The sequence below is a fragment of the Kribbella koreensis genome (genome assembly GCF_039525325.1).
Lineage (GTDB): Bacteria > Actinomycetota > Actinomycetes > Propionibacteriales > Kribbellaceae > Kribbella > Kribbella koreensis.
This window is the reverse complement of record NZ_BAAAHK010000013.1, coordinates 447,330-463,156: the sequence shown is the minus strand read 5'-3', so window position 1 is coordinate 463,156 and position 15,827 is coordinate 447,330. Positions and strand designations below refer to the sequence as shown.

General features: G+C 68.6%; 16 protein-coding genes and 1 pseudogene. 7 read left to right on the top strand and 10 right to left on the bottom strand.

Annotation, left to right across the window (positions count from 1 at the left end):
- Window positions 1-44: 44 nt before the first annotated feature.
- Entirely contained in the window at window positions 45-284 is a 240-nt protein-coding gene (locus ABD116_RS26425; protein WP_343975712.1) for a glutaredoxin family protein, read from the bottom strand.
- Window positions 281-1,729 carry a class I adenylate-forming enzyme family protein gene (locus ABD116_RS26420; RefSeq protein WP_343975709.1) on the bottom strand — a complete coding sequence of 483 codons (1,449 nt, stop codon included), beginning with the start codon at window positions 1,727-1,729 and terminating at the stop codon, window positions 281-283. The genes ABD116_RS26425 and ABD116_RS26420 overlap by 4 nt, the downstream gene beginning before the upstream one ends.
- A gap of 76 nt (window positions 1,730-1,805) precedes the next feature.
- Here ABD116_RS26420 and ABD116_RS26415 point away from each other — a divergent pair, with 76 nt between their 5' ends.
- The 3 genes and pseudogenes from ABD116_RS26415 to ABD116_RS26405 all read left to right on the top strand — a co-directional run.
- Entirely contained in the window at window positions 1,806-2,681 is an 876-nt protein-coding gene (locus tag ABD116_RS26415; protein ID WP_343975706.1) for an HAD family hydrolase, read from the top strand.
- Between the two features lie 43 nt (window positions 2,682-2,724).
- Window positions 2,725-3,267, top strand: coding sequence for a sigma-70 family RNA polymerase sigma factor (locus tag ABD116_RS26410; protein ID WP_020388025.1), 543 nt, complete (start codon window positions 2,725-2,727; stop codon window positions 3,265-3,267).
- Between the two features lie 107 nt (window positions 3,268-3,374).
- Window positions 3,375-3,929: pseudogene (locus ABD116_RS26405) on the top strand (DUF5667 domain-containing protein); the annotation flags it as partial.
- Window positions 3,930-3,966: 37 nt separating this feature from the next.
- On the opposite strand, the gene ABD116_RS26400 reads toward ABD116_RS26405, so the two are convergent.
- From ABD116_RS26400 to ABD116_RS26385, 4 genes are all read right to left on the bottom strand, one after another.
- A complete protein-coding gene (locus tag ABD116_RS26400; RefSeq protein WP_343976872.1) occupies window positions 3,967-4,530 on the bottom strand; it encodes a hypothetical protein in 564 nt (187 codons plus the stop codon).
- A gap of 309 nt (window positions 4,531-4,839) precedes the next feature.
- Window positions 4,840-6,105 (bottom strand): lysophospholipid acyltransferase family protein, encoded by a 1,266-nt coding sequence (locus ABD116_RS26395; protein ID WP_343975702.1) that lies wholly within the window; start codon window positions 6,103-6,105, stop codon window positions 4,840-4,842.
- Window positions 6,098-7,102, bottom strand: coding sequence for an NAD-dependent epimerase/dehydratase family protein (locus ABD116_RS26390; RefSeq protein ID WP_343976834.1), 1,005 nt, complete (start codon window positions 7,100-7,102; stop codon window positions 6,098-6,100). The genes ABD116_RS26395 and ABD116_RS26390 overlap by 8 nt, the downstream gene beginning before the upstream one ends.
- A gap of 83 nt (window positions 7,103-7,185) precedes the next feature.
- A complete protein-coding gene (locus tag ABD116_RS26385) occupies window positions 7,186-7,287 on the bottom strand; it encodes a 30S ribosomal protein bS22 (RefSeq protein ID WP_008356322.1) in 102 nt (33 codons plus the stop codon).
- 123 nt (window positions 7,288-7,410) lie between these two features.
- Between ABD116_RS26385 and ABD116_RS26380 the strand changes: the two genes are divergently transcribed.
- On the top strand, window positions 7,411-8,070 hold the full coding sequence (locus tag ABD116_RS26380) for a class I SAM-dependent methyltransferase (protein ID WP_343975699.1): 660 nt from the start codon (window positions 7,411-7,413) through the stop codon (window positions 8,068-8,070).
- 13 nt (window positions 8,071-8,083) lie between these two features.
- Here ABD116_RS26380 and ABD116_RS26375 read toward each other — a convergent pair whose 3' ends face one another.
- A complete protein-coding gene (locus tag ABD116_RS26375; protein WP_343975696.1) occupies window positions 8,084-8,593 on the bottom strand; it encodes a GNAT family N-acetyltransferase in 510 nt (169 codons plus the stop codon).
- A 100-nt stretch (window positions 8,594-8,693) separates the two neighbouring features.
- On the opposite strand from ABD116_RS26375, the gene ABD116_RS26370 reads away from it, so the two are divergent.
- Together ABD116_RS26370 and crcB are read left to right on the top strand one after the other, a co-directional pair.
- A complete protein-coding gene (locus tag ABD116_RS26370; RefSeq protein WP_343975693.1) occupies window positions 8,694-9,173 on the top strand; it encodes a fluoride efflux transporter FluC in 480 nt (159 codons plus the stop codon).
- Window positions 9,170-9,544: a fluoride efflux transporter CrcB gene (crcB, locus tag ABD116_RS26365; protein WP_343975690.1), complete on the top strand. Its 375-nt coding sequence runs from the start codon at window positions 9,170-9,172 to the stop codon at window positions 9,542-9,544. The genes ABD116_RS26370 and crcB overlap by 4 nt, the downstream gene beginning before the upstream one ends.
- Window position 9,545: 1 nt before the next feature.
- On the opposite strand, the gene ABD116_RS26360 is transcribed toward crcB, so the two are convergent.
- From ABD116_RS26360 to dnaN, 3 genes are read right to left on the bottom strand one after another with little or no spacing between them, the layout of a single operon-like run.
- The gene (locus ABD116_RS26360; RefSeq protein WP_343975687.1) at window positions 9,546-10,676 is read right to left on the bottom strand and encodes a DUF6042 family protein; all 1,131 of its coding nucleotides are present in this window, start codon (window positions 10,674-10,676) and stop codon (window positions 9,546-9,548) included.
- 33 nt (window positions 10,677-10,709) lie between these two features.
- Window positions 10,710-12,566 (bottom strand): hypothetical protein, encoded by a 1,857-nt coding sequence (locus tag ABD116_RS26355; protein WP_343975685.1) that lies wholly within the window; start codon window positions 12,564-12,566, stop codon window positions 10,710-10,712.
- 58 nt (window positions 12,567-12,624) lie between these two features.
- Window positions 12,625-13,821, bottom strand: a complete 1,197-nt coding sequence (gene dnaN / locus ABD116_RS26350; RefSeq protein ID WP_343975682.1) for a DNA polymerase III subunit beta — start codon at window positions 13,819-13,821, stop codon at window positions 12,625-12,627.
- A 265-nt stretch (window positions 13,822-14,086) separates the two neighbouring features.
- Between dnaN and metG the strand changes: the two genes are divergently transcribed.
- A complete protein-coding gene (gene metG, locus ABD116_RS26345; RefSeq protein WP_343975679.1) occupies window positions 14,087-15,562 on the top strand; it encodes a methionine--tRNA ligase in 1,476 nt (491 codons plus the stop codon).
- The last annotated feature ends 265 nt before the right edge of the window (window positions 15,563-15,827 follow it).

Sequence of the window (15,827 nt, the reverse complement as noted above, 5' to 3'; positions counted from 1 at the left end):
GAACGTGAGAACAAAATCGAGAACCGCGCAAGTGGTCAAGAGCACTAACTTGTCAAGGCCCTCTTCAGCCTGATCGGGTCGACCCGCCAGAAGTCGTGCTGACGGCCGTCGACGAAGGTGACCGGGATCTGCTCGCCGTACTCCTTGAAGAGCTGTTCGTCCTGGGTGATGTCGATCTCACTCCAGGTGACCCCGAGCTCGGCGCAGACCGCGGCGACGATCGCCCGGGCGTCGTCGCAGAGGTGGCAGCCGGGCTTGCCGTAGAGGGTGACCCGGTCGCTCATCGGTCCGCCTCGCGCAGCCGGCCCTTCGCGACCTTGCCGGTGACCGAGTGCGGCAGGTGGTCGACCACCTCGATCTCGACCGGGCACTTGAACCGGGCCAGCCGGGTCGCGGCGTACTCGCCGATCGCGACCGGGTCGAGCGCCGCGCCGGTCGCCGGTACGACGAACGCCTTGACCGCCTCGCCGGTGTCCTCGGACGGTACGCCGATGACGGCGGCCTCCCGCACCCCCGGCGCTTGGACGAGGACCTCCTCGACCTCGCTCGGGAACACGTTGAAGCCGGACACGATGATCAGCTCGCGGAGCCGGTCGACCAGGAACAGGTCGCCGTCGGCGTCCAGGAAGCCGACGTCGCCGGTGCGGTACCAGCCCTCGTCGTCCGGGCCGTCGACCCCGTCCGGCCAGTAGCCGGAGAACAGGTTCTCGCCACGGATCAGGATCTCGCCCGGGTCGTCGCCCTCGACGTCCTCACCCTGCTCGTCGGCGATCCGCAGCTCCACGTGCGGCAGCGGCCGGCCGACCGAACCCGGCTTCGGCTCGTCTTCACCGAGTGTCGTGGTGACGCCGGGCGAGGCCTCGGTCAGGCCGTAGCCCTGGTGCACGAACAGTCCGCTGGCCTGCTCGAAACGGTCCGCGAGCCCTCGTTCGAGGGTCGACGCGCCGGTGAGCACGACCTTGACCGTACTGAGCGCTTCCTTCAGGTCCGGGCGGGCGATGAACGCGTTCAGAGCCGGTGGGGCGAGCGGGAGGCGCGTCACGGCGTACCGGCGGATCAGGTCGACGGTCGCGGTGGAGTCGAAGCGTGCCTCGATGACCAGTTGCGCTCCGGTCGCGACGGCCCAGCCGAGCACCGCGTTGAGGCCGAAGGCGTGGAACATCGGCAACACGCCGAGCACGACGTCTTCGGGACCCATCCGGTCCTCGCCGAGATCGGCCAGGTTCCGGACGTTCGCGCCGAGCGCCCGGTGGGTCAGCATCGCCGCGCGCGGGTCGCCGCTCGTCCCGGACGTGTAGAGCAGGACCGCGAGGGCCTCCGGGTCGGTCTGTGGCGTAAGCGGAGCGTCACCGGTGAGCTCACCGGGCCGGACCACTCTGACCCCTTCGAGCTTGTCCGCGAGGTCCCCGTCGGCGACCGCCAGACGGGCTCCGGAGTGCGCGATCACGTTGCCGATCTCGCCCTTGGTCAGGCCCGTGTTGAGCGGTACGGCGACCAGTCCGGCGCGAAGACATCCCAGGTAGGAGGTAACGAACTCGATGCTGTTCGCCATCAGCAGCACCACCCGGTACCCCGGTACGAGACCGGCCGCCGAGTACCCCCGGGCAGCCGCGTCGACGGCCTCGTCGAGCTGGCCGTAGGTCAGCCGCCGATCCCCGTCGACCAGCGCCTGACGTTCGCCGTGACGTCGCGCTGTGTCACGAAGAACATCCGCGAAGTTGAAGTTCACCAGGCGAGTCTGTCACGACAGCGCTAGGGTCCATCCTGTGACTCGACCAACGACGCGCGATCTGCGCGCCCGGTCGGTGCTGGCCGGGGAGGCGAGCGCCGCCGCCGCCGAACTGGAGGCTGCGCTGCAGACCCCGCCGGTGACGCATGCGGCCGCGTTCTTCGACCTGGACAACACCATGCTGCAGGGCGCCTCGGTGTACCACCTGGCCAGAGGTCTGTACCGGCGCAAGTTCTTCACCGGCGCCGAGATCGCCCGCAAGGCGGTCGACCAGCTCAGGTTCCGGCTGCAGGGCGAAACGCCCGAATCGGTCGCCAACGCGCGCTCGTCGGCGCTCTCGTTCATCGCCGGGCACCGGGTGGCCGAAGTACAGATCCTGGTCGAGGAGATCTTCGACGAGCTGATGGCCGACAAGATCTGGCCGGGCACCAAGGCCTTCGCCCAACAGCACCTGGACGCGGGCGAGCGGGTCTGGCTGGTGACCGCCTCGCCGGTCGAGGTGGCCCGCCTGATGGCCCGCCGGCTCGGTCTGACCGGAGCGCTGGGAACGATTGCAGAAACGCGAGACGGGGTCTATACAGGACATTTGGTCGGCGATATCTTGCATGGTCCGGCGAAGGCGGAGGCGGTCCGCGCGCTGGCGGCGCACGAAGGGCTTCACCTGGCCGATTGTGCGGCCTACTCGGATTCGGTCAACGATCTGCCGATGCTCGAGTTGGTGGGCCATCCCTGCGCGATCAACCCCGATTCCAGGCTCCGCCGGCATGCCGAGGTGGCCGGCTGGAAGGTGCGTGATTATCGGACCGGACGGAAGGCGGCACGCCGCGCGCTGTTGACAGCGGGTGCCTTAGGCGTAACGCTCGGTGCTGTCTCAGCCGCTGTGGCCATCCGCGGCAGTGTCTTGCAAGAACGTGTCATCAGTGGGCGTGTCAGACGCAGACGTGTCAGTTGAACGGGGAGAGAACTTGACGACGCCGGAGCCAAGCCCGGACGGGATGAGACGCGCAGAGCTCGTCGATCGCGCCCAGGCAGGGGACGTCGGTGCGTTCGGCGAGCTGTACGACGAGTACTCGCTGACCGTGTATCGCTACATCTACGCGCGGGTGTCGTCGTCGGCGCTCGCGGAGGACCTGACCAGTGAGACGTTCGTCCGGGCGCTGCGCGCGCTGGACTCGTTCCGCTGGCAGGGCCGGGACTTCGGCGCCTGGCTGGTGACGATCGCCCGGAACCTGATCACCGACCACTACAAGTCGGGCCGGGTCCGGCTCGAGGTGGTCACCGACGAGATCGAGACGCACGACCGGCAGACCGAGGGCCCGGAGGTGGACGTGCTGGCCGCGGCCACCGCCGAGGTGCTGCGGGACGCCGTGGCCGCGCTGCCCGAGGAGCAGCGCGACTGCCTGACGATGCGATTCTTCGCCGGTCTGTCGATCGCGGAGACGGCCAAGGCGCTGGAGAAATCCGAGGGCGCCGTCAAGCAACTGCAACTGAGGGCCGTCCGGCACTTGGCGAAGGTTATCCCCAAGGACTTGAGGTGAGGAGGATGACAACGAATGTCTTTCGTAACCCGTCAGGGAGTTTCCTCGTTTGCCTGTGTGAGGACCTTTCGGTGACCCCGATCGGCCATTGAGGAGAACGAGAACTCATGAGTGACCTACACAGGGCTCGAGCGCGCGCGGAGACCTTCGCGCACGCCGTCGATCACGGGCCCCGTCACTCTTCGCGACTGAGCGATGACCCTGAGCTGATGGATGCTGTGGAGCTGGTCGGACGGCTGAGGACCGCCGGCGCAGTGACACCGCGACCGGAGTTCGCTGCCGAGCTGAGGCACCGCCTCCTCGAGCAGGCCGCGGCGCGAGCCGCGACCACGACTCCGACCGTGGTACCCAGCATTCCGCAGAACTCGGACGATCCGCCCGAGCGCGAGGACGACGACGCGTCCGTGACAGATATCCGCCATCGTCACGGCCGGCGTATCCGGCTGGTGGCCAGTACCGCCGCGCTGGTCCTGCTCGGAGGTGGCATCGGTTCTGCCGCCGCCGCTCAGCAGGCGATGCCCGGCGACGCGCTGTACGGCATGAAGCGCGGCATCGAGAACGTCTCCACCAACGTCAGCGTCGGGGACGGTTCCCGGGGCCGGCGCGAGCTCGACCACGCCAAGACCAGGCTGACCGAGATCCAGGCGCTGGTGAACAACGGTGGCGACGTGTCCACCATCAACAGCACCCTGGCGGACTTCACCATCCAGGCCGCAAGGGCATCACCAGGCTCGTCGCGTCGTACCAGCAGGACGGCGATCCGGCCTCCATCGCGGAGGTCACCGCGTTCATCACCAGCGCCCGCCAGGCCATCGGTGAGCTCGCTCCGAAACTGCCGCCCGAGTCGCTCAAGCCGGCCGTCGAGGCGTTGTCGATGCTGGAGAAGCAGGCCGGCGTCACGGCGCGGGCCTGCCCGAAGTGCGACAAGCCGAAGCCGGCCAAGAACAGCGGCCCGGCCCCGGCGATCAACCCCGGCACGGAGCCGAGCACGCCGATCAAGGCGGGCTCGTCGCCGAGCGGAAAGACCACGACAGCGCCGTCGGCCAAGCCGCCGAGCTCCGGGGTCACCACGGTTCCGTCCCAGACGGTGGACACCACCATCGTCCAGGAGCCGACCACCCGGCCGACCGACCTGAAGACGCCACCCAGGCCATCGACGAAACCGAGTTCGACACCGTCGGGACCGACCGTCCCCACGCTGCCGACCCCCGGCACCCCGAGCTGGCCCTGGCCCTTTCCGACGCTGAACCTCCCGACGATCAACCTGCCGGGCGTCCTCCAGACGCTCCTGCCACCCTGGAACTGATCACCACCCGAAGAGCCCGGCTTCCCTCGGAAGCCGGGCTCTCCGCATCCCCACCGCATCCCCACCGCCCCCCGCCCGCCGTCGCCCGCCTGTCGCGGCCCGGCTCTCTCGCGCGTCATTTGAGGGGTTAACCCCTGAGACGGTGGGTTGCCCCGTCAGAATCCGAGGAGGCAACCCACCAGCTGAGGGGTTAACCCCTCAAACGTCGGCTTTGCGAGTCGGCGCTCGGGCGGTGGGGTGGGGTGGGGTGGGGCAGCGGGGCGGGGTTAGAAGAAGACGCTGCGGCGTTGCATCAGCAGGGTGTAGAGGGTCTGCTGGATGGTTTCGCGGACCTGGTCGGTGACGTTGAAGACCAGCATCGGGTCGTCGGCGGCGCCGTCGGGGAACTCGTCGGTGCGGATCGGCTCGCCGAACTCGATCAGCCACTTCGACGGCAGCGGGATCAGGCCTAGTGGGCCGAGCAGCGGGAAGAACGGTGTGACCGGGATGTACGGCACCCCGACCAGGCGAGCCAGCGACGCCATGTTGCCGACCAATGGGTAGATCTCCTCGGCGCCGACGATCGAGCACGGCACGATCGGTACGCCGGTCCGCATGGCCGCGCTGACGAAGCCGCCGCGACCGAACCGCTGCAACTTGTACCGCTCGCTGAACGGCTTACCGAGTCCTTTGAAGCCCTCCGGCCAGACCCCGACCAGGTTGCCCTGCCGGAGCAGCCGCTCGGCGTCGTCGTTGTTGGCCAGTGTCGCCCCGCCCTTGCGGGACAGCTCGCCGACGAACGGAGTCTTGAAGACCAGGTCAGCGGCCAGCGTCCGCAGCGGCCGGTTCGTGTGGTCGGCCACGACCAGCTGGGTGATCAGCCCGTCGATCGGCATCGTGCCGGAGTGGTTCGCGACGATCAGCGCGCTGCCGGTCTCGGGGATGTTCTCGATCCCGCGCACCTCGACCCGGAACCACTTCTCCGCGAGCGGGCGCAGGAACTTCAGCATCACGTGGTCGGTCAGGTCGGGATCGAAGCCGAACTCGTCGACCTCGTACTCCCCCGTCAGCCGCCGCCGCAAAAACGCCAGGAACTCGGCCAGCTGCCGCTCCCCGTCGGCCCCCAACGTCTCCCGCACGATCTTCTCGAACGCCGCGAAGTCCTTCAGGCCGCGCGGCACAGCACTGGTCTGGCCGAAGTCGCCGGCCTGCGGGCCGAACCCGGCCGCCAGCTCCTCTGCCGCTGCCGCCGATGGGCCCACGCCCGGGGCGTCATCGGCCGGCCCGTGCGCGGCTGCCTGACCGCGAGCTCCGGCAGCGCCCTTGCCGACCCGGGCCTTGCCGGGCCGCTTCGCCTTGCCGAGCTCAGCCGGCTGGACGGCTTCGGCATCAGCACGGGCCTTGGCTGTCCGGTTGCGGGCTCGCTCTGCCCTGTCCTTGACCGCTTCGGGGCCCGCGAGGGCGCGGGCTGCGGCGGACGGCGTGGTGCGGCGTCCGCTGCCGCGGCCTGGGCGGCCGCCCGATCCGATCGGGATGACGTCGGCGTCAGCCACGCAGTGCTCCCAACCCGGCGCTCAGTCCAGCAGTGAGCAGGCGGGAGGCCTGCGTGACGGCGCCCGTACCGAGGTGGGCGCGGAAGTCGTCGAAGGCGCCGGCGGTCGTGTACTCCGGCTCGAAACCGAACTCGGCCCGCATCCGGGTGGTGTCCACCGCGCGGCCGTAGGTCAGGAAGGTGATCTGGTCCGGCGAGAAGTCGGCCAGCCGGGCCCGGCGTACAACGGCCGCTGTACTTGCCGCGGTGAACGACGGGAGCCGGAACGCGGGCCGGCCGAGGCGACGGATCGCCTGGGACAGCGTGACCACGCCGTCGCCGGCCAGGTTGAAGGTGCCGGGCAGATCGTGCGCGGTCGCGTGGTGGATCGCCTCGACGCCGTCGTTCTCGTGCAGGAACTGGAGCCGGGCGTCGAAGCCGAAGACGGTGGGCACGACCGGCATCGCGAAGTACCGGGTGATCGGGGAGTCGGTCTGCGGGCCGATCCAGTTGGCCATCCGCAGGGTGGTGACGCAGACGTCGGGGCGGCGCCGGGCGAACCCGCGCACGTACCCCTCGACCTCGACCGCGTCCTTGCTCAACCCGGTCTGATGGATCGCCCGCGGCGCCATCTCCTCGGTGAACATCGCGGGGTCGCGCGGACCGGCGCCGTACACCGTGGTCGACGACTTGACCACGAGCTTGCGTACGCCGGGCGCCTTCTGGCACGCGGCGAGCAACTGCATGGTGCCGATGACGTTGATCTCTTTCATCGACGACCGTCCCCCGGCGCTGCCAGGGGTCGCCACGACGCCCGTGTGGACGACTGTGTCGACGTCCTCACCGGCGATGACTTTCGCGATGACGGGGTTGCGGATGTCCGCCCGGACGAACCGGACCCGGCCGAGCTCGGCGCGTGGCGGCACCACATCGATGCCGATCACGGTGTCGATCCCGGGGTCGGCAGCGAGTCTGCGGGCACAACGAGCACCGGCATCTCGAGAGACGCCGGTAACCATCACTACCTGTGCCACGAGTGACCCCCAGCCAGACAGCAACAACTCCGTCAACGCCGCCCTGGATCCCAGGACGGCGGGAACTGCTACTTGCCGAGCTTGCGGCGCTGCACCCGCGTCTTCTTCAGCAGCTTGCGGTGCTTCTTCTTCGCCATCCGCTTACGGCGCTTCTTGATTACAGAACCCACAGTTGGACCTTCCAAACTTAAAGAGAGCGTCAGGAAAGACTACCTGCAGGTCACCTCCCTGACCTAAGTGAGGCTGGTCGCCCGCCTGGATAGGATGGTTTCTCGTCGACTGGGGAGGCCTCGATGGGCGCTCGCTACAACGGTTTGGCCGATTGGTACGACGCCCGCTTCGTCGTCGGAGCACCCCGCCACCAGCCCGGTCTGCTGGAGCTGCTCGGCCCCGGTTCGGGCCCCTGCCTCGACCTCGGCTGCGGGACCGGGCGCAACTTCGACACCATCCGCGACAGCGGCCGGACGGTGGTCGGGGTGGATCGCTCGTCCGACCAGCTCCGGCTGGCCCGCACCCGCACCGACGGCCCGCTGATCGAGTCGGACGCCGCGCTGCTCCCGTTCGCCGCCGGCTCCTTCGACACCGTGATCGCGATGTGGATCTCCACCGACCTAGATGATTTCCCGAGCGCCCTGGGCGAGGCGGTCCGCGTACTACGCCCTGGCGGGTTGCTGGTCTGCTACGGGGTCCACCCCGCCTTCAACGGCCCGCATGTCCAGTGGAACGAAGACGGTACGCGGCTCATCCACCCGTCGTACCGGACCCCCGGCTGGCACGACGAGTCACCGGCCTGGGCCGACGACGGCATCCGCAAGCGCGTCGGCATGCGCCACCTCCCCCTGCCGGACCTACTCAACGCGTTCCTCCACCCCGAACTGACCCTCGAACGCGTCGAAGAGCCCGAAGGCATGCCGGTCCCGCACGCCCTCGCCCTGAAGGCCCGCCGAAACTGAACCGCGCGGCCGCTCAGGCGAGGTGCTCCCACGTGTAGAGCAGCAGGTCGCGTCCCTTCTCGGTCACCGGTGTGGGCTCAGCGTCGGTCAACTCGTAGCCGGCCCCACGAGCCACCGCGTTGCTGGCTTCGTTCTCGGCCTCGATCTCCAGGAGCACCCGGGGCATTCCAGCGACCTCATGGGCGTACGCGGTGATCAGCTTCACGGCCCGTACTGCGAGGCCTTGCCCGCGGAACTGCGAGCCGACGGAGTACCCGACACTCAGCGTCTTCGGCATCAGCAGCACCTCGCCGAGCGGCCGTTCGCCGTCGGTGGTGATCGCCAACTGGATCCGTCCGTTGTCCGCCTGTGCCACCTCGAGATAAGCCTTCGCCGCCTGCTCGTCGAACGGTGTCACGAGCGGCGTCCAGTACGCCACGGCCGGATCGTCGAACAACTCGACCATCGCCGGGAGATCCGCCTCCACCCATTCCCGCAGGATCAGTCCGTCACCGGCCAGCCGTACACCAGTCATCTCGGTCATGTTCGCCATCCTCTCCTACCCGCCGGTCCGCGGACGAGGCATTTCCGTCCGGTGCTGATCCAGCGGGCTATCGTGCTGTCACCAAGGCCGGGAGGTGGGAGTGCAGAAGGATCCGTCGCCGCGGGAGCCGGTTGACTCCGACGTCGATCTGCGGCACCCGGCGGGCGTAGTACCGGTCCGGCGGGGTGAGGCCGCGGTGGTCGGGGCGATCGCGGCCGGTGGTGCGATCGGGGCGTCGGCGCGTTATGGCGTTGGCGTCGCGTGGCCGGCCGCCGCGGGATCATGGCCTTGGGCAACGATGATGATCAACGTGGTGGGGTGTGCGCTGATCGGCGTACTGATGGTGCTGGTGTCCGAGGTGTGGATCGGGCAGCGGTTGCTGCGGCCGTTCGTGGGGACCGGGATCCTCGGCGGGTTCACCACCTTCTCGACGTACGCCGTCGACCTCCAGCGGTTGCTCGCCGACGGGCATGCGCTGATCGCGGTGGGCTATCTGTTCGCGACCGTGGCCGGGGCGATCGCCGCCGTCTTCGCCGGTACGCATGTCACGCGCGCGCTCGTCCGGCGGAGCCGTCGATGAAGGTCTTGTTCGTCATCGCGGGTGCTGTTGCCGGTGCTCCCCTGCGGTATCTGACTGATCGCGCGGTTCAGTCGCGGCACGACAGTGACTTCCCCTGGGGCACGTTCACCGTCAACGTCGTCGGCTCGGCGATCCTGGGCTTCGTCGTGGGCGCGAGCACCGCGGCCGATGCTCCGCATTGGGTGCAACTGTTGGTCGGTACCGGGTTCTGCGGCGCATTGACGACCTACTCGACGTTCTCGTACGAAACGCTGCGGCTGTGGGAACAGAACGCCAGACTCGCCGCCGTCGCCAACGTCACGGCCAGCATCCTGGCCGGCCTCGGCGCCGCCTATCTGGGCCTGGCGATCAGCGACAGCATCTGGCGCTGACTCAGTGCGCCTGGGCCGCGAACACGGTCAGGGTGAACTCTCCGGCCGGGTCGCCTTCAACGGCCATCAGCTTGCGTAGTACGGCATCGCCGAGCGCTCCTCGTACTTCCTCCGGCGAGGCGAGCGTGCGCTCCGCGAGGGCTGCCACGGTGGTCTGATCGGCGCCGCCCCACAAGGCGATCGTCATCAGGTCGGAGGTGAAGGAGGTGTACTTGGCCATGCTCTGGTAGGTCTCGAGCGCGGTCAGCGTCTCGGGTGGAATCCGCAGTACCTCCTGGGGTAGCGGCTCAACTGGTGATCGGCGGTAGCGGTCGCCACCGAAGGTGAGACAGCCGAGTGCCGTGAACAGCGGCGGCAGCATCCGGCGGCTGGTCGGCTCTGCTCGGCCGAGCTGTTCGGCGACGGTCGCCAGCGTCATCAGCTGGTACGCCCGGTCGGCCGGCGTGAGCGGCTGGTCGAGCCAGTCGTCGCCCCACGAGTGGGTCGAGGCCCACTCCGCCAGCTCCTCCAAGGACGTCCCGTCGTCCCGTCCGCTGACGTACTCGAGAGTGGTGATCACCCCGGCTGCCTCATATCCGAGCAGATAGCCCCACCCCGGGTCCCCTGCCGGCACGGCCGGCTTGCTCCGTCGAAGCCAGCGCGGTGGCTCCACCTCGGCGACCGGCCAGAAGTCCAACTGCCACAAGCTCCAAGGGCCTATCGGCTCCCCGGCCTCGTCTGTCGCAGTCGGTCGAGGGAGCTCTTGGTGGGCGACGCGGACCCGGTACGGTCCGGGGGCACCGAGCGGCAGATGCTCCTCGGGCCAGGAGCCCGTCACCGAGGTCAGACCGATCACACCACTGGCGCTGCGATACGGAAGCTCGACCAGCTCCACCCACTCGAGTGGTTCGTCGAGGTTCGGTGGGCTGTCGTGGACTTGGATGCGGACGTGACAGGGAAGGTCGCCTGAGGCGGCCTCCAGCCAGCCGGCGCCGGCGCGGGCGATCGTCCCGCACGGCTGAGCCTCGGTGGCGTACTGCTCCAGCAGCCCGGCGTCGACATACTCGACGTGGCCACTGGCGGCGTCCCGCACCGTCAGCGTGCCGAACTCCGGCAGGTAGTCGTCATCCTCGAACGTCCCCAACACCGCCATCCATCAACGCTAGCCGTTGTGGACCTGGTCCGTTCACCCAAGCCATGCTGCCAGCCGCGCGGCCTGGGCACTCCCTTCGGCCGCGAGCTCGTTCAGGATCGGGAGTACCGGGGTCATCAGCGAGATCTCCAGGACAGTCCCGTCGCCCAGCGACTTGGTCTCACGCACCGCGACGAGGACGCGAACAGCGGTCTCGGCGTCGCCGGTCACCTTGAACCAGGCTTTGGAGGCCTGGACCCGGATGTCGACCCAAGGACTCGGGTCCACCTCGGACAGCAGCGTCCGTAGTACCGGCTCCGCGGCCCGCGCGGCCGGTCCGAGCTGATCGATCCACATCAGGGCCAGGTAGTCGAGGCCTATCCCACCCTCACCGAGAGCCGGCTCGTTCGGCGGCACCTTCGTCGACCGCCTGGGATGGTCGGTGATCACCGAGACCAGGATCGGCACGACCTCATCGGCCGGGTGCCTCAGGTCCATCAACGCCCTGGCCGCCCAGGCCCGCGACTCCAGATCACTCCCCGCGCCGACCGTCAGCAGGGCAGCGCGTACCGCTGGATCCGCCTCGCCGACCCGCCCGAGCTGCTGGCAGAGCATCACCATCACCTTGATGACGTCCGGGTTGCGAGTGGTCTGACCCTCGCTGAACCGCAGCAGAGCGAGCAGCTTCTCGGTCAGCTCGGGACGCACCGCCTGCTTGTCCGGGAAGGCGTCCACCAACCGTTCGAGCTGGTCGAACTGCTTCTCCTGCCGGAATCGCGCAACCAGCGGTGGGGTGAGTGCGGTCGCGTGCCCGGCGGCCGACCCGAGCACCTCGCTCGACTCGTTCGAGAGCCGCCGGTCGACCAACTCCAGCAGGAACTGCTCCGCTCGGGGATGCCCGGCCGCGACGAGAATCCTCCGCAGTCCGAGCGTCGGTGTGCGGTCGTTCAGGTTCGCCAGCTGATCGAGCAGGACGACCAACCGCCGATCGCCGCGGTCCCAGGGGATCGGGCCGTCGGGTCCCTTCCGATCCTTGAACCAGGCCATCAGGTCCGGTACGCCGGTCGACACGATCCCCAGATCGGTCGTCGCCACCAGGTCGATGATCCGCGGCACCAGCTCGATCGCCAGGTCCGGATGCGTCTGGTACAGATGCGTGGCCATCAGGACGAGCGAGCCAGGATTCCCGAACAGCGTCGGGTCGGTCGCCCAGGGGAGGTCGAGCATGCGCTGCAGCCAGTACCGCAGAGCAGTCGGCGGCAGCGTCGGTTGAACCGCCCAGAGTGCCCACGAGCCGCCGCCTTCCGCCCACGGCAGCTCCATCGTCATCGTCCGGCCGGCCGGTCCTGCGCAGAGCACCAGCGCGTCGAGCACCCGCTCGGGGATCTCCGACCCACCCTCGGTCTGTCGATTCAGCAACGGCAGCTCGGCCTGTGCGGGCCGCGATGCCGGATCGGCCTGCCGGTGCCGCAATGTCAGCCCGTACGCGGCACCGAGCCGGTCCGTGTCGGAGTTGCCCGGTTCCGTGAAGGCCAGCACTCGGCCGGCGTCCCGGTCGGCGAGGCTGACCAGGAGCGCCATCCGGGCGGCCGCGTCCTGTTCGTCGGCCAGCGCGTTCAGCAGTTGCGTCGTGATGTCGTCGTCGACGTAGGTGAGCAGGTAGGCGGTGATCCGCCGTACCACCGGATCGGGATGCCGCAGGCAGCCGAGGAGCGGCACCAGTCCGACAGAGTGCACCGATTCGAGCTGCTGTTCCCACCGCTCTGCCTCGGCGGGTCTGGCGCGCTCGAGCTTCTCGCCGAGAGCTGCTTTCAGTCGCTCCAGCGCGCTGTGGTTGAGCGGACCGGGCTCGCCGTACTCGTCGAAGTCGTCATCGAAATCCGCTGACAACTTCCGGCTGTCGAATCCCATGCTGCCGCCCCCCGCCTCGTCGAGGGTGACGATAATACGGGTTATCAGGGCCAGTTGGTCAGTTGTTGTGGAGGCGGACCGGCATCAGGATGTAGCGGAAGTTGGTCAGGGGGTCTTCCTCGAGGTCGGTGGCGCCGGTCAGTTCGGCAGGCTTGGTGGGGTGGGTGAAGGCGAGTTGGGCGACTGGGGTGCCGATCGCGTGCAGGCCGTCCAGCAGGTACGTCGGGTTGAAACCGACCGTCACCGGTTCACCGATGAGGCGGGCCTCGATGGACTCCGATGCTTGGGCTTCCTCACCGCTGCCGGCGTCGAGGGTTGCTCCCTCCTCGCTGAAGGTGATGCGGATCGGCGCATTGCGCTCGGCCACCAGGGCGACGCGTTTCACCGCTTCGACCAGCGTCGCCGTACCGACCCGGACCCGGGTCTGGATCGCATCCGCGGCCGGCATCAGATTGCGGACCTTGGGAAAACTCCCGTCCAGCAATCGTGTGGTCGTCCATCGACAGCCACCGGAAACCTCACCCGAGAACCCCGCCAGACCGTCCCCACCGGCGGCCTCCCGGTCGAGCGACAGGGTGAGCGTCGAGCCAGTCATCGCCTTGGCGGTGTCCGACAACACCCGCGCGGGAATCAAGATGGTGGCCGCCAGCGGGGCAGGGGCTGACGTCGGAGCCGGGGCGGTGGCCGGGGGCGCGGGCGGGGTGGCTGGGTCCCATTCCAGTTCTCGGATGGCCAGGCGGTACCGGTCCGTGGCCAGCAAAGTGATGGTGGAGCCTTCGATCTCCATGCTGACGCCGGTGAAGGTGGGCATGGTGTCGTCGCGGCTGGCTGAGCCGGCCACCTGGGCGACTGCTTGGGCGAACACGTCGCTGCGGAGGGCACCGCTGGTCGGTGGTTGTGCCGGCAGCTCCGGATACTCGTCCACCGGCAAGGTTTGCAGCGTGAAGCGGGCCGTGCCGCAGGTGAGCAGTGCCTTCGCTCCGTCGACGCTGAAGTCAATCGCTTGATGGGGAAGGCTCTTCACGATGTCGGCGACCAGCCGGCCCGACACCAGGCAGCGCCCGGGATCGGCCACCTGCGCCGGCAGCGTGACCCGATGCGACGTCTCGTAGTCGAAGCCGGACAGCGTCAGCTCCCCCTCCGACGCCTCCATCAGCAACCCCGCCAGAATCGGCACATTCGGCCGGCTGGGCAGGCTCTTGCCCACCCACGCCACCGACTCCACCAGCAGATCCCGCTCCACCCGTACCTTCATGCCGACCGCCTCCCAGCTTCCTCACCGGGTTCCACTCAAGCACCGGCCACCGACAGTTTCCGCGGCCGCCGAATCGACTAGGGGCTCAACCACCAGCCTGGTAATCTCGAACACGTGAACAGCTTCCCGTCGCAGCAGATGATGCCCCGCCAGCGCGGGGTTCAGCGACGGACGTAGTCGATCCGAGGCCCCGAGTCGGGGCCTCGTTCGCGTTTCACCGGGCGGCGTCGTCCCGGCTCTCCTTCCATCCCAGCAGGAGATTCCGATGACGCGTTCCTACTTGACCACCACCATCCCGTTCGTCAACGCCCGCCCGCACCTGGGGTTCGCCCTCGAGCTGGTCCAGGCCGACGTCCTCGCCCGGCATCGCCGGCGCCGCGGCGACGAGGTCCGTTTCCTCACCGGAACGGACGACAACTCCCTCAAGAACGTGCTCGCCGCCGAGGCGGAGGGCATCGGAGTACAGGAGTTCGTCGACCGCAACGCCGCGGCCTTCGAAGAGCTGCGCGAGCCACTCGCCCTGTCCTTCGACGACTTCATCAGGACCAGCAGCGACCCGCGCCACCGGGTCGGGGTCGAGCGCATCTGGCAGCGCTGCGCCGACGCCGGCGACCTCTACCGCAAGCATTACGAGGGCCTGTACTGCGTCGGCTGCGAGCAGTTCTACCAGCCCGAGGACCTCACCGACGGCCGCTGTCCCGACCACGGCACCGAGCCCCAACTCGTCTCCGAGGAGAACTGGTTCTTCCGCCTCTCCCGGTACTCCGAACAGCTCCGCGACCTGATCACCACCGGCAAGCTGCGGATCGAGCCGGCCACCCGGCGCAACGAAGTACTGGCCCTGATCGACGGCGGGCTGCACGACTTCTCCGTCTCACGCTCGCAACGAAGGGCTCGTGGTTGGGGCATCCCGGTCCCTGGCGATCCCGACCAGGTCGTCTACGTCTGGTGGGATGCCCTGGGCAACTATGTGTCGAGCCTCGGCTACGGCACCGACAGCCCCGACCTGGAGCATTGGTGGCAGACCTCCGACGACCGGATTCACCTGCTGGGCAAGGGAGTCGTCCGTTTCCACGCCGTCTACTGGCCCGCGACGCTGCTCTCAGCCGGACTCGAGCTACCGACCGAGATCCTCGTCCACGACTATCTCACCGTCGACGGCCGCAAGATCAGCAAGTCCGCCGGTACGACGATCGACCCGGCCGAACTCGTCGAGGAAGTCGGCACCGACGCCGTCCGCTGGTGGCTGCTGCGCGACGTCCCGAGGATCGGCGACGCGGACTTCACCCGCGAACGCCTGATCGCCCGCAGCAACTCCGACCTCGCCGGCGGCCTCGGCAACCTCGTCAACCGCGTCGTCTCCCTCATCCACCGGTACTACGACGGCCGCGTACCCAACCTCCAGCCGGCCCCCGGCGAGCTCCGGACGGCCGTCGCCAACGCACCCGCCGAAATCGAGACCGCCCTGGCGAACTACGACTTCCGCAAAGCAGCCACCGCGCTGTGGGACATCGTGGAGTCCGCCAACCGCTACATCGAAACCACCGAGCCGTGGCAGCTGGCCAAGACCCAAGATCCCTTGCTGGCAAAGGTCCTGGCCACCCTCCACCACGCCTGCCTGTCCCTAGCCGGCGAGCTGTCCCCCTTCCTCCCCAGCGCAGCCGCCCGCATCACCACCCAGTGCACCCCGATCGACGGCGTGCTCCCGCCAGCGACCCCGCTGTTCCCCAGGCTCATCTGAGCTTACGCAGCGGTGAGAGGAGAAAGGTCAACGGCGAAAGGCACAACCCCCAGCGCAGCAAGCAACAACGCGGCGCGATTCCCGAGGTGGGCGGCCAGCACGCCGCCCTGCCTGGGCAGGGAAAATGGCTCACGGTGCCACCAGAGTGGGCAGCACGCGGTGACTGACTACGTCAACGCGTGCGCGAACGACCGGGAATGTCCAACACCTCCTGCATCACGCCCGCAGGCTAGGCACCGGCCCCGCCGCGGACAACCGGATTTCA